This window comes from Streptomyces sp. NBC_00572 (assembly GCF_026341815.1).
In the GTDB taxonomy this organism is placed as follows: Bacteria; Actinomycetota; Actinomycetes; order Streptomycetales; family Streptomycetaceae; genus Streptomyces.
In genome coordinates this window covers 4,490,978-4,502,708 of the sequence record NZ_JAPENX010000001.1, presented here as the reverse complement: position 1 = coordinate 4,502,708, position 11,731 = coordinate 4,490,978, and the positions used below count along the sequence as shown (strand labels likewise).

Genomic DNA, 11,731 nt, shown 5'->3' with positions numbered 1-11,731 from the left:
TGCAGGACAAGACGCACTGTCACCACAGTAGGCCGCCGAGGGCTCCGACGGGCAGCGCTCTCCCTCTCTTGCCCGAATGCGACCTGGCCACCCGTAACGATCTGGTATGCGCCGAACGGGTGAGCTGCGCGGGGCTGTCGCGAGGGCCTGGCGGGGCCGTCGCGAGGGCTCGGCGGGGCCCTCGCGAGAGGGTCGGGATGTTACTCGGCGACGGGTACAGCGGCCTCCCTGGCGGCCTCGGGCCCCTGTTCGAGCAGGATCGCGAAGCCGTCCTCGTCCAGAACCGGAACTTTCAGCTGCATCGCCTTGTCGTACTTCGAACCAGGGTTTTCACCGACGACGACGAAGGCGGTCTTCTTCGAAACGGAACCGGTCACCTTCGCTCCGAGGCTCTGGAGGGACTCTTTTGCGCCATCCCTGGTGAACTTCTCCAGGGTGCCGGTCACCACGACCGTGAGGCCTTCCAGCGGACGCGGGCCCACGTCCTCCCCGGCGCCCTCGTCCTCCAGAGCGACCCCGGCCGCGCGCCACTTGCGCACGATCTCGCGGTGCCATTCCTCGGCGAACCACTGCTTCACCGCGGTCGCGATGATCCCGCCGACCCCGTCGACGGCGGCCAGTTCCTCCTCGGTCGCCTGCTCGATCCGGTCGAGGGAGCGGAACTCACGGGCCAGCGCCTCGGCCGCGACCGGCCCCACGTGCCTGATGGAGAGACCGTTGATGAAGCGGGCCAGCGGGCGCGTCTTCGCGGCCGCGATGTTCTCCAGCATCGACAGGGCGTTCTTCTTCGGCTCGCCCTTCTGGTTGGCGAAGACCGTGACGATCTTCTCCTCGCCGGTCTTCGGGTCCCGCCGGGGCAGTCCGCTGTCCGGGTCGAGGACGTACGCCTTGATCGGCAGCAGCTGCTCGATGGTGAGGTCGAAGAGGTCGCCCTCGTCGAGCAGCGGCGGCTCGGCCGGCTCCAGGGGGCGGGTGAGCGCCGCCGCGGCCACCGCACCGAAGTTCTCGATGTCCAGGCACTGGCGCCCGGCGAGGAAGAAGAGCCGCTCGCGCAGCTGGGCCGGGCAGGTCCGGGCGTTCGGACAGCGGAGGTCGATGTCGCCCTCCTTCATCGGCTTCAGCGGCGTCCCGCACTCCGGGCACTCGACGGGCATCACGAACTCCCGCTCGCTGCCGTCCCGCAGGTCCGCGACGGGCCCGAGGATCTCCGGGATGACGTCGCCGGCCTTGCGCAGCACGACGGTGTCGCCGATGAGGACGCCCTTGGCCTTCACCACCTCCTGGTTGTGGAGGGTGGCGAACTCGACCTCGGAACCGGCCACGGTCACCGGCTCCACCTGCGCGTACGGGGTGACCCGGCCGGTCCTGCCGACGCCGACCTTGATGTCGATCAGCTTGGTGTTGACCTCCTCCGGCGCGTACTTCCAGGCGATCGCCCAGCGCGGGGCGCGCGCGGTGGAGCCGAGCCGGCCCTGGAGCGGGATCTCGTCGAGCTTGACGACGACCCCGTCGATCTCGTGCTCCACGGAGTGACGGTTGTCGCCGAAGTACGCGATGAACTCCCGCACCTCGTCGAGCGAGCCGACCACCCTGTTGTGCCGGGCGGTGGGCAGGCCCCACTCGCGCAGCAGCTCGTAGGCGTGGGAGAGGCAGTCGATGGCGAAGCCCTCGCGGGCGCCGATGCCGTGGACGACCATGTGGAGCGGGCGGGAGGCGGTGACCTTGGGGTCCTTCTGGCGGAGCGAACCCGCCGCCGCGTTCCTCGGGTTGGCGAAGGGCTTGTCGCCGGCCTCCACCAGGCGGGCGTTGAGCCCCTCGAAGGCCTCCATCGGGAAGTAGACCTCACCGCGGATCTCCACGAGGTCCGGGACGCGGTCCCCGTGCAGCCGGTCCGGGATGTCGGCGATCGTCCGGACGTTGGGCGTGATGTCCTCGCCGGTGCGGCCGTCGCCGCGGGTGGCGGCCCGGGTCAGCCGACCGTGCTCGTAGGTGAGGTTGACCGCGAGACCGTCGACCTTGAGCTCGCACAGGTAGTGGAAGTCGGGGGTGCCGACGTCCCGTGCGACCCGCTCGGCCCAGGTGGCCAGCTCCTCGTCGTCGAAGGCGTTGTCGAGGGAGAGCATCCGCTCGCGGTGCTCCACCGAGGTGAACTCGGTCTCGTACTGCCCCGCGACCTTCTGCGTCGGGGAGTCCGGCGTGCGCAGCTCCGGGTACTCCTCCTCCAGCGCCTCCAGGGCGCGCAGGAGCTTGTCGAAGTCGCCGTCGCTGATGACCGGCCGGTCCTTCACGTAGTACCGGAAGCGGTGCTCCTCGACCTGCTCGGCCAGTTCGGCGTGCTTCTCCCGTGCCTCGGCGGGCAGGGCCCCCTGTTCGACTGCCACCTTCGTCCGTCCTCCCGTGCCTCGAAACCCGGTCACTCTGGGTTGTCCGCGAGCGATCTCGCCGCCCGGGCGCAGTGGGCGAGCGCCGCGCGGGCGTAGGCGGGCGAAGCGCCTGCGAGCCCGCACGTGGGAGTGACCACCACGGACTCCGCGAGAGTCCCCGGGTTCAGCCCCAGCCTGCGCCACAGCGTCCTGACACCCATGACGCTACCGCCCGGGTCGGACAATGGGCCGTCGGCGGACGCCACCACACCGGCGAAGAGCTTCGTACCGCCCTCCACGGCCTCGCCGATGGTGTCCTCGTCACGCTCGGTGAGCAGCGAGAAGTCGAACGAGACGCCGGAGACGCCGGCCCGCCGGAGGAGTGCGAACGGGACGTCGGGGGCGCAGGAGTGGACGACCACCGGCCCGTCGTGGACCGCGATCACCTCGCGCAGCGCGCTCTCCACGACCTGCCGGTCGACGGCCCGGTAGGTGCGGTAGCCGCTTGCGGTACGGACGTGACCGCGCAGGACGGCGGTGAGCGAGGGCTCGTCGAGCTGGAGGACGAGCCGGGCGCCCGGGATCCGCTTGCGCAGGTCCGCGAGGTGCTCGTGGAGTCCCTCGGCGAGCGAGCCGGCGAGGTCGCGGCAGGCGCCGGCGTCGCCGAGGGCCGCCTCGCCGCCGTGGAGCTCCAGGGCCGCGGCGAGCGTCCAGGGGCCTACGGCCTGCACCTTGAGCGGACCCTCGTACCCCTGGGTGAACTCCTCCAGGGCGTCCAGGTCCTCGCCCATCCAGGACCTGGCCCGCCTGGTGTCGCGGCCGGGGCGGTCGCTGATCCGCCAGCCGCTCGGCTCCACGTGCGCGTAGAAGTCGACGAGCATCCCGATGGTCCGGCCGATCATGTCGGCGCCGGGGCCCCGGGCGGGCAGCTCGGCCAGGAACGGGAAGTCCTCGAAGGACCCGGTGACGGTCTTCGCGGTCTCGCGGGCGTCGCCGCCGGGCATGGACCCGACGCCGGTGGCGGGCCCGAAGAGCACGCGGTCGTCTTCAGCCTTCGTCTCGCTCATGTCTAGCGTCCCGGGCGAACGGTGAGGTCGTTGATCTCCGCGTCGCGCGGCAGGTCGATGGCGGTGAGGATCGCCGTCGCGACCGACTCGGGGTCGATCCACCTCGACGGGTCGTACTCCTTGCCCTCCTGGGAGTGGACCTTGGCCTGCATGGGGCTCGCGGTACGGCCCGGGTAGACCGAGGTGACCCGCACGCCGTTGCCGTGCTCCTCGTGGCGCAGGGAGTCGGCGAGGGCCTTGAGGCCGTGCTTGGAGGCGGCGTACGCGCCCCATTCGGCGTGCGCGGCGAGCCCGGCGCCCGAGTTGACGAAGACGACGTGGCCCTGGGAGACCCGCAGCTGGGGCAGCAGGTGCCGGGTCAGTTCGGCGGGGGCGATCAGGTTGACGTTGAGCTGGTGGTGCCAGGTCTTGGGAGTGAGGTCCCCGATCGGCCCGAGGTCGACGACGCCCGCGATGTGCAGCAGGCTGTCCACCCGCTCCGGCATGGTCTGGTGCGAGAACGCCCAGGAGAGCCGGTCCGGGTCGGCGAGGTCCCCGACGAGCGTGCGGGCGCCCGGGAACTGCGCGGCGAGCTCCTTGGCCCGCCCCGCGTCGCGCGCGTGGAGCACGAGTTCGTCCCCGCGCGCGTGGAGGCGGCGCGCGACGGCCGCGCCGATGCCGGAACCGGCTCCGGTGATCACATGTGTAGCCATGGTCACCATGCTCGCATCAGCGGGCGGCGATGTTCGCCTCCAGGTGGGCGAGGGCCGTGGGAGCGTCCTCGGCGAAGAAGACGAGCTCGGTGAGGGGGATCGGGAGGAAGCCCTCCTCGTCCATCCGGCGGAACTGGGCCTTCAGACCGTCGTAGAAGCCGGCCGTGTTGAGCAGGACCACCGGCTTGGTGTGCTTGCCGTGCTTCTTCAGCTCCAGGATCTCGGTGGCCTCGTCGAGGGTGCCGGTGCCGCCGACCATGACCACGATCGCGTCGGACTTGGCGAGGAGGAGCGCCTTGCGCTCGGCCAGGTCCCCGGCGACGACCATCTCGTCCGCGTTCGGACGGGCCTTGTGGGCGAGGAAGTCGACGGAGACGCCCACGAGCCGGCCGCCCGCCTCCTCGACGCCGTCGGCGACGACCTTCATCAGACCGGTGTCGGAGCCGCCCCAGACCAGGGTGTGGCCGGCCTTGCCGAGGAGCCGCGCGAAGTCGCGGGCGGGGGTCGTGTAGCGCTCGTCGAGGTCGGCCGCGGAGAGGAAGACACAGATGTTCATGGCCCCACCGTAGGCCGTGACCAGCGGCTTCGGCGCCGCCTGAAGTTTTTCGGGAAATCCCGCCGGGCGCCGATGAGTTCCGGTGACGGGTCCGGTCTCACCTGCCATGGACGAGGTGAGCACCACGCTGAGCGGGGTTCGGGGACGGGTCACGTCACGGGACGGGACGCCGATCGCCTACGAGCGGTACGGGGACGGGCCGCCGCTCGTCCTGGTGAGCGGCGCCCTGGGGACGGCCGAGGGCGAGCGTTCGCTGGGCGGGCTCCTCGCCCGGCGCTTCTCGGTCGTGGCGTACGACCGGAGGGGGCGCGGCGGAAGCGGCGACACGGGGCCGTACGCGGTGGAGCGGGAGTTCGAGGACCTGGCCGCGGTGGTCGGCGAGGCCGGGGCGGGGGCCGCGCTGCACGGGGTGGGTACGGGGGGCGTGCTCGCCCTCGCCGCGGTGGCCGCGGGGCTGCCGGCGGGAGCGGTGTCGGTGTACGAGCCGCCGTACTCGGCGGAGGCCGCCGAGCGGTGGCGGCAGGTCGCCGCGCTGCTCGGCCAGGGTCGGCGGGCCGCGGCGCTCGACCTGTTCCTGGCGGACTCGGCCGTGCCCGAGGAGCTGCGGTTCGGGGTCGCGGACCTGGTGCACACCCTCGCGTACGACGTCGCCGTCCTGGGAGACGGGGCGGTGCCGGAGCGGCTCCTCGCCGGGGTCCACGCGCGCGTTCTGGTGGTCGACGGGGGCGCGAGCCCGGCGGGGACCCGGCACGCGGCCCGTGCCGTGACGGGCGCGCTCCCCCGGGCCCGGCACCGGACCCTGACCGGCCAGACGCACGAGGTGGGCCCGCACGTCCTGGCCCCGGTCCTGGAGGAGTTCCTCACGGAGGACCGGGAGACCGTGGAGGCGGCCTGAGCGGCCTCCGCGGTGGGGCCTTGGGACCTGCCGGGAGGGGCCGGGAGGCCCGGGAGGACTACGCCGTCGCTGTCGCCGCCGCCGTCGCCGTGCGGCGGGTCGTCGTGGCGATGGTGGCGGAGCCGACCACGCGCGTGCCGTCGTACAGCACGATCGCCTGGCCCGGGGCGACGCCGCGGACCGGCTCGTCGAAGGCGACCGTGAGCTCGCCGTCCGTCAGGGACGCCGTCACCTCGGTCTCGCCGCCGTGGGCACGGAGCTGGGCGGTGTAGCGGCCCTCGCCCTCCGGCGCGGTGCCGCACCAGCGGGGCTTGATCGCGGTCAGGCCCGTGACGTCCAGGGCCTCGACGGGGCCCACCGTGACCGTGTTGTTCACCGGCGAGATGTCGAGGACGTAGCGGGGCTTGCCGTCCGCGGCCGGGTGGCCGATCCGCAGGCCCTTGCGCTGGCCGATGGTGAAGCCGTAGGCGCCCTCGTGGGTGCCGACCTTCGCGCCCGCCTCGTCGACGATGTCACCCTCCGCCTTGCCCAGGCGGGAGGCGAGGAAGCCCTGGGTGTCGCCGTCGGCGATGAAGCAGATGTCGTGGCTGTCGGGCTTCTTCGCGACCGCGAGCCCGCGCCGCTCGGCCTCCGCCCGGATCTCGTCCTTGGTGGTGAGGGTGTCGCCCAGCGGGAACATCGCGTGCGCCAGCTGCTTCTCGTCGAGCACGCCGAGGACGTACGACTGGTCCTTCGCCATGTCGGAGGCCCGGTGCAGTTCACGGGTGCCGTCCTCGTTCAGGACGACCGTCGCGTAGTGGCCGGTGCAGACCGCGTCGAAGCCCAGGGCCAGCGCCTTGTCGAGCAGCGCGGCGAACTTGATCTTCTCGTTGCAGCGCAGGCACGGGTTGGGGGTGCGGCCGGCCTCGTACTCGGCGACGAAGTCGTCCACGACGTCCTCGCGGAAGCGCTCGGCGAGGTCCCACACGTAGAACGGGATGCCGATGACGTCGGCCGCCCGGCGCGCGTCACGGGAGTCCTCGATCGTGCAGCAGCCGCGCGCTCCCGTACGGAAGGACTGCGGGTTCGCGGAGAGGGCGAGGTGCACGCCGGTGACGTCGTGACCGGCTTCGGCGGCACGGGCGGCGGCGACGGCGGAGTCCACTCCGCCCGACATGGCGGCGAGGACGCGGAGGGGGCGCGGGGGCGGAGTCTGAGTCATAGCCCTACCAGGGTACGGGGCGCCGGGAACCAGAGTCGCGGTAGTAAGCGTTCTCGGTGGCATGGGGAGCAGGGCGAAGGGTTCGGACAGGCGGGTGGGGCGGCGCGCGGTGCTGCTCGGCGGCGGGGTCGCCGTGCTGGGCACGGCCGCGCTGGCCAGGGACGAGCTGGCGCGCGCCTGGTGGCGGCTGCCGGGGATGGAGAAGAAGCGGGTCGAGGGCGAGCTCGACCACCGGGCCGCCGAGTGGACCTCGGCGTCGCGGGCGAACTGGCGGCGGGCCGACCGGCCGGACGACTACCGGATCGACCGGGTCGTGATCCATGTCGTGCAGGGCAGCTACGCGACCGCGCTGAAGGTCTTCAAGGACCCGGGGCACGGGGCCGCCGCGCACTACGTGGTCCGCAAGGACGGGCATGTGGCGCAGATGATCCGGGAGCTCGACGTCGCCTTCCACGCCGGGAGCCGTGACATGAACGAGCGGAGCATCGGCATCGAGCACGAGGGCTTCGTCGACCGGCCGCAGGACTTCACGGCGGCGATGTACGCGGGGTCGGCGCGGCTGACGGCCGACATATGCGCCCGGTACGGGATACCCGTGGACCGGGAGCACATCATCGGGCACGTGGAGGTCGAGGGCACCGATCACACCGACCCCGGTCCGCACTGGGACTGGGACCGCTATCTGAAGCTGGTGCGGGAGGCGCCGAAGGCACTCGCGTGAGTGCCTTCCGCCCGGACGTCGGCCGAGGCGTCCGGACGTCAGCTGAGGCCGGCGGTCCTCGCCCGTTCCACGGCCGGGCCGATCGCGTCCGTGACCGCCGCGATGTCCTCCTCGGTGGAGGTGTGGCCGAGCGAGAAGCGCAGGGTGCCCCGGGCCAGGTCCGGATCGGTACCGGTGGCGAGCAGGACGTGGCTCGGCTGGGCGATGCCGGCGGTGCAGGCGGAACCGGTGGAGCAGGCGATCCCGGCCGCGTCCAGGAGCAGGAGCAGGGAGTCGCCCTCGCAGCCGGGGAAGGTGAAGTGGGCGTTGGCGGGGAGCCGCTCGACGGGGTCGCCGCCGAGGATGACGTCGGGGACGAGGGCCCGGACGGCGGTCACGAGCTCGTCGCGCAGCGCGCCGATCTCGCGGGCGAACTCCTCGCGGCGTTCGGTGGCGAGCCGGGCGGCGACCGCGAAGGCGGCGACGGCCGGCACGTCCAGGGTGCCGGAGCGGACGTGCCGCTCCTGGCCGCCGCCGTGCAGCACGGGTACAGGGGTGTGCTCGCGGCCCAGGAGGAGTGCGCCGATGCCGTAGGGGCCGCCGATCTTGTGGCCGGAGACGGTCATCGCGGCGAGCCCGGACGCGGCGAAGTCGACCTCGACCTGGCCGACGGCCTGGACGGCGTCGGCGTGCAGCGGCACGCCGAACTCCGCGGCCACGTCCGCGAGTTCACGGACCGGCATGACGGTGCCGATCTCGTTGTTGGCCCACATGACGGTGGCGAGGGCGACGGAGTCGGGGTCGCGGGCGATCGCCTCGCGCAGGGCCTCGGGGTGCACCCTGCCGTACCGGTCCACCGGCAGGTACTCGACGTCCGCGCCCTCGTGGGTCGCGAGCCAGTCGACGGCGTCGAGCACGGCGTGGTGCTCCACCGGGCTGGACAGGACGCGGGTGCGGCGGGGGTCGGCGTCGCGGCGGGCCCAGTAGAGGCCCTTCACGGCGAGGTTGTCGGCCTCGGTGCCGCCGGAGGTGAAGACGACCTCGCTCGGCCGGGCGCCGAGGGCGGCGGCGAGCGTCTCGCGCCCCTCCTCGACGGTCCGCCGGGCCCGCCGTCCGGCGGCGTGCAGGGAGGAGGCGTTGCCCGTGACGGCGAGGTGGGCGGTCATCGCCTCGATCGCCTCGGGCAGCATGGGCGTGGTCGCGGCGTGGTCGAGGTAAGCCATGGTGGGTCGATTCTACGAGCCCACGGCGGCGGTCCCGGCGGGTGGCCGGTTTACGCCGCCGGCCACGCCGGGGGCCGGGCGCGGCGGCACCGGCCCCAGAGGACTTCGGGGAGCCCGTCTCCGGTCGGCCGCGCCGTGGGCCGGGCGTGGTCCTACCCGGCGCGGGACCCGCGTACCGGGCCCGGACCGGGGCCCCACGAGACCCGGCGCACCGGGCCCGGACCGGGGCCCTACGCGACCCGGTCCTTCTTCAGCCGCGCGGTGCGCGGGCCAGCTGGCGGGACTGGGCCACCAGGCGGTCGGCGCTGTCCCAGACCTCCGCGTCCTCCTCCAGGAAGCCGCCGGCGAGGTTGCGGGTGGTGATGGAGACCCGCAGCGGGCCGGGGGCCGGGCGGCAGCGGATGTGGGTGGTGAGCTCGACGGTCGGGGTCCAGCCCTTGAGGCCCAGCTCGAAGGAGGTCGGCGGCAGCGCGTCGACCGTCAGGAGCAGCGACAGCGCGTCGGGCTCACGGCCGTCCGCGAGGCCGAACCACGCCCGCATCTCGCCCTTCCCCGACGGCGCGCCGATCGCCCAGCCGACACAGGCCGGGTCGAGCCGGAGGTCGAGCCGGTCCGCGATCGCCGAGGAGCCGGGGATCTGCGGCGTCGGGCCGTCCGAGGCGGAGAAGCAGTTCTCGATGGCGGCCATCGCCGGGGGCGTCGCGGTGGTGCGGACGTCGTCGGGGAGCGCGTCGAGGCTGCCGTACGAGGCGAGGACCCGGATCCGCTCGACCTCGGTGCCGTCCTCCGCGTACTGGAAGAGGGACGCCTGGCCGGTGGAGAGCGTCCGGCCGGTGCGTACGGTCTCGGTCCTGATCACCGCGGGGCCCGGCACGGACGGCGTGAGGTAGTGCGCCGAGATCGTGAACGGGTCGGAGTGCGGGAGGTGCTCGCCGAGGGCGCGGCCGAGCAGAGCGAGGAGGTAGCCGCCGTTGACCGCGTGGATGATCGTCCAGCCGGCGGAGAGGTCGGCGTCGTAGACACCGGGCTCGCGGAGGACGACGGCGGTGTCGCGGTCGAACTCGCTCTCGCGGGTCGTCGCGACGGGGATCTCGGTACTCGTGCTCATGGTTTCGACGGTACCCCAGGGTAGCTACTGAGCGGTAGCTTTTTGCGGTTCCTCGCGTGCGGAGGACCGCCGGTTCCAGGCGCGGGGCGCGCGCCAGTGATAGCGCATCGCCAGCAGGCGGAGGACGAAGGCGGTGAGGACGGCGGCGCCGCTGGTCCACGCGTTGAGCATGTCGAAGCGGATGCAGAGGACGACCATCGCGGAGCCGACGATCGCGGGGACGGCGTACAGGTCCCGGTCCCAGCGCAGCAGCGAAGGGACCTCGTTGGCGAGCACGTCCCGCAGGACACCGCCGCCGACGGCCGTCGCGAGACCCAGCGCGGCGGAGGAGGTCAGCCCGAGGCCGTAGTCGTACGCCTTCGTCGTACCGGTCACACAGAAGAGGCCCAGGCCGGCGGCGTCGAAGACGTTCACGGCGTTCTGGGTGCGCTCGACCTCCGGGTGGAGGAAGAAGACGAGAACCGCGGCGATCAGGGGCATGAGGAAGTAGCCGAGATCGGTGAAGGCGGCGGGCGGTACGGCGCCGATGATCAGGTCTCGGATGAGACCGCCTCCGAGGGCGGTGACCTCGGCGAGGACGGCGATGCCGAAGACGTCGAAGTTCTTGCGGACGGCGAGGAGGGCGCCGGAGATGGCGAAGACGAAGATGCCGACGAGATCGAGGGCGTGTTGGACGGAGGGGGTGAACAGGTCGTGGAGCACCGACCAATTGTGCCGGTTGTTCCCGTGGGGGCTGCGGGGGCTCCCCGGTTCGGGGACTTCGCCCCCGAACCCCCGCACGCACGGAGGCCCCTGGTGCCGTAGGGCACCAGGGGCCTTCCTGTGTCACGCCTTCGGTGCGTCGTCCTCTGCCACGGGCTCGGACGTCTTGGCAGGCGCTTCCGTCGCCGGCTCCGGGGCCTTCGTGATCTCCACCGACTCCCTCGCGCCCGGGATCGTCAGGGACTCCGCGTTCTCCGGGTGGTGGCAGGCCACCCGCTGGCCCGGACGGAGCTCCACGAGCGGGGGCTCCTGCCTCTTGCAGAGGTCCGTGGCCTTCCAGCAGCGGGTGTGGAAGCGGCAGCCGGGGGGCGGGGCGATCGGGGACGGGACGTCGCCGGTGAGGAGGATGCGGTCGCTCTTCGCGCCTCGGCGGCGGGGGTCCGGAATCGGGACCGCCGACATCAGGGCGCGGGTGTACGGGTGCATCGGGTTCTCGTAGAGGGACTTGCGGTCCGCGAGTTCCACGATCTTGCCGAGGTACATCACCGCGATGCGGTCCGACACGTGCCGGATGACCGACAGGTCGTGCGCGATGATCACGTACGTGAGGCCGAGCTCCTGCTGGAGGTCGTCCAGGAGGTTGACCACCTGGGCCTGGATGGAGACGTCCAGGGCCGAGACCGGCTCGTCCGCCACCACCAGCTTCGGCTTGAGGGCGAGCGCGCGGGCGATGCCGATGCGCTGGCGCTGGCCGCCGGAGAACTCGTGCGGGTAGCGGTTGTAGTGCTCCGGGTTCAGGCCGACCAGACCCAGCAGGCGCTGGACCTCCTTCCTCACGCCGCCTTCGGGCTCCACACCCTGGAGCTTGAAGGGGGCCGAGACGATCGTGCCGACCGTGTGGCGCGGGTTCAGCGAGCCGTACGGGTCCTGGAAGATCATCTGGATGTCCCGGCGGAACGGGCGCATGCCCGAGACGCCGAGGTGCGAGATGTCCTTGCCCTGGAACTCGACCGTGCCGTCGGTCGGTTCGAGGAGTCGGGTGATCAGGCGGCCCATCGTGGACTTGCCGCAGCCGGACTCGCCGACGACGCCGAGGGTCTCACCGGGCAGGACCTCGAAGTCGATCCCGTCGACCGCCTTGACCGCGCCGGTCTGGCGCTGGAGAAGGCCCTTCCTGATGGGGAAGTGCTTCTTCAGGCCGGTGACCTTGAGCAGAGGTTCCAT

11 protein-coding genes are annotated in these 11,731 nt (G+C 72.5%); 2 read left to right on the top strand and 9 right to left on the bottom strand.

Features of this window, described 5'->3' with window-relative positions:
• Positions 1 to 200: 200 nt before the first annotated feature.
• The 4 genes from ligA to OG514_RS20930 are packed head-to-tail and all read right to left on the bottom strand — an operon-like array spanning position 201 to position 4,678.
• Entirely contained in the window at positions 201 to 2,381 is a 2,181-nt protein-coding gene (gene ligA / locus OG514_RS20945; RefSeq protein ID WP_266896969.1) for an NAD-dependent DNA ligase LigA, read from the bottom strand.
• A 32-nt stretch (positions 2,382 to 2,413) separates the two neighbouring features.
• Positions 2,414 to 3,430, bottom strand: a complete 1,017-nt coding sequence (locus OG514_RS20940) for a methionine synthase (RefSeq protein WP_266896967.1) — start codon at positions 3,428 to 3,430, stop codon at positions 2,414 to 2,416.
• A 2-nt stretch (positions 3,431 to 3,432) separates the two neighbouring features.
• On the bottom strand, positions 3,433 to 4,131 hold the full coding sequence (locus OG514_RS20935; protein WP_266896965.1) for an SDR family oxidoreductase: 699 nt from the start codon (positions 4,129 to 4,131) through the stop codon (positions 3,433 to 3,435).
• A 7-nt stretch (positions 4,132 to 4,138) separates the two neighbouring features.
• Positions 4,139 to 4,678 carry a TIGR00730 family Rossman fold protein gene (locus tag OG514_RS20930; protein ID WP_266896963.1) on the bottom strand — a complete coding sequence of 180 codons (540 nt, stop codon included), beginning with the start codon at positions 4,676 to 4,678 and terminating at the stop codon, positions 4,139 to 4,141.
• Positions 4,679 to 4,784: 106 nt separating this feature from the next.
• Here OG514_RS20930 and OG514_RS20925 point away from each other — a divergent pair, with 106 nt between their 5' ends.
• Entirely contained in the window at positions 4,785 to 5,573 is a 789-nt protein-coding gene (locus tag OG514_RS20925) for an alpha/beta fold hydrolase (RefSeq protein WP_266896961.1), read from the top strand.
• Between the two features lie 58 nt (positions 5,574 to 5,631).
• Here the strand turns inward: OG514_RS20925 and mnmA are convergent, their stop codons facing one another.
• Positions 5,632 to 6,774, bottom strand: coding sequence for a tRNA 2-thiouridine(34) synthase MnmA (gene mnmA, locus OG514_RS20920; RefSeq protein WP_266896959.1), 1,143 nt, complete (start codon positions 6,772 to 6,774; stop codon positions 5,632 to 5,634).
• A 61-nt stretch (positions 6,775 to 6,835) separates the two neighbouring features.
• On the opposite strand from mnmA, the gene OG514_RS20915 reads away from it, so the two are divergent.
• The gene (locus OG514_RS20915) at positions 6,836 to 7,495 is read left to right on the top strand and encodes an N-acetylmuramoyl-L-alanine amidase (RefSeq protein WP_266896957.1); all 660 of its coding nucleotides are present in this window, start codon (positions 6,836 to 6,838) and stop codon (positions 7,493 to 7,495) included.
• A gap of 38 nt (positions 7,496 to 7,533) precedes the next feature.
• On the opposite strand, the gene OG514_RS20910 is transcribed toward OG514_RS20915, so the two are convergent.
• The 4 genes from OG514_RS20910 to OG514_RS20895 form a co-directional block, all read right to left on the bottom strand.
• On the bottom strand, positions 7,534 to 8,697 hold the full coding sequence (locus tag OG514_RS20910; RefSeq protein ID WP_266896955.1) for a cysteine desulfurase family protein: 1,164 nt from the start codon (positions 8,695 to 8,697) through the stop codon (positions 7,534 to 7,536).
• Positions 8,698 to 8,947: 250 nt separating this feature from the next.
• Positions 8,948 to 9,805 (bottom strand): thioesterase family protein, encoded by an 858-nt coding sequence (locus OG514_RS20905; RefSeq protein ID WP_266896953.1) that lies wholly within the window; start codon positions 9,803 to 9,805, stop codon positions 8,948 to 8,950.
• Between the two features lie 24 nt (positions 9,806 to 9,829).
• The gene (locus tag OG514_RS20900) at positions 9,830 to 10,507 is read right to left on the bottom strand and encodes a trimeric intracellular cation channel family protein (RefSeq protein WP_266896951.1); all 678 of its coding nucleotides are present in this window, start codon (positions 10,505 to 10,507) and stop codon (positions 9,830 to 9,832) included.
• A 123-nt stretch (positions 10,508 to 10,630) separates the two neighbouring features.
• Positions 10,631 to 11,731 carry an ABC transporter ATP-binding protein gene (locus OG514_RS20895; RefSeq protein ID WP_266896949.1) on the bottom strand — a complete coding sequence of 367 codons (1,101 nt, stop codon included), beginning with the start codon at positions 11,729 to 11,731 and terminating at the stop codon, positions 10,631 to 10,633.